The following is a 467-nucleotide window of genomic DNA, read 5'->3' as shown; positions in this document are numbered from 1 at the left end:
ATATTCCGTTGGTTGGTTTTCACGATTTTTTATCGGTTTTAATTTCCGGACATAAAGTATTGGTAAAAACATCTTCGAATGATCAACATTTGATAAAATTTTTAGCCAAATACCTTATTTCAATTGATTCAAGATTAGAAGAGTTTATTACTTTCACCGACGGAAAATTAGAAAATTTTGATGCTGTAATTGCCACTGGAAGTAACAACACGGCACGTTATTTCGAATTTTATTTCAAAGACAAACCAAGTATTATTAGAAAAAACAGAAATTCAGTTGCCGTTTTAAACGGAAGTGAATCTCATGAGGAATTAGAACATCTTGGTGAAGATATATTTAGGTATTTCGGATTAGGATGCCGAAATGTTTCTAAAATTTTTGTTCCGAAAGAATATGATTTTCAAACTTTTTTCAAAGCAATTTTCAAGTATGGCGATGTCATTCATTATGAAAAATACGCCAATAAT

1 protein-coding gene is annotated in these 467 nt (G+C 30.2%); it reads left to right on the top strand.

Annotated elements, in window-relative coordinates:
- Window positions 1–467: acyl-CoA reductase (locus DIU01_RS01170; protein ID WP_290831430.1), on the top strand; the 467-nt coding region annotated here is incomplete at both ends.

It is taken from the genome of Flavobacterium sp., assembly GCF_003525665.1.
Lineage (GTDB): Bacteria > Bacteroidota > Bacteroidia > Flavobacteriales > Flavobacteriaceae > Flavobacterium.
The sequence above is the reverse complement of the archived record's forward strand: the minus strand, read 5'-3'. Positions and strand labels throughout refer to the sequence as shown.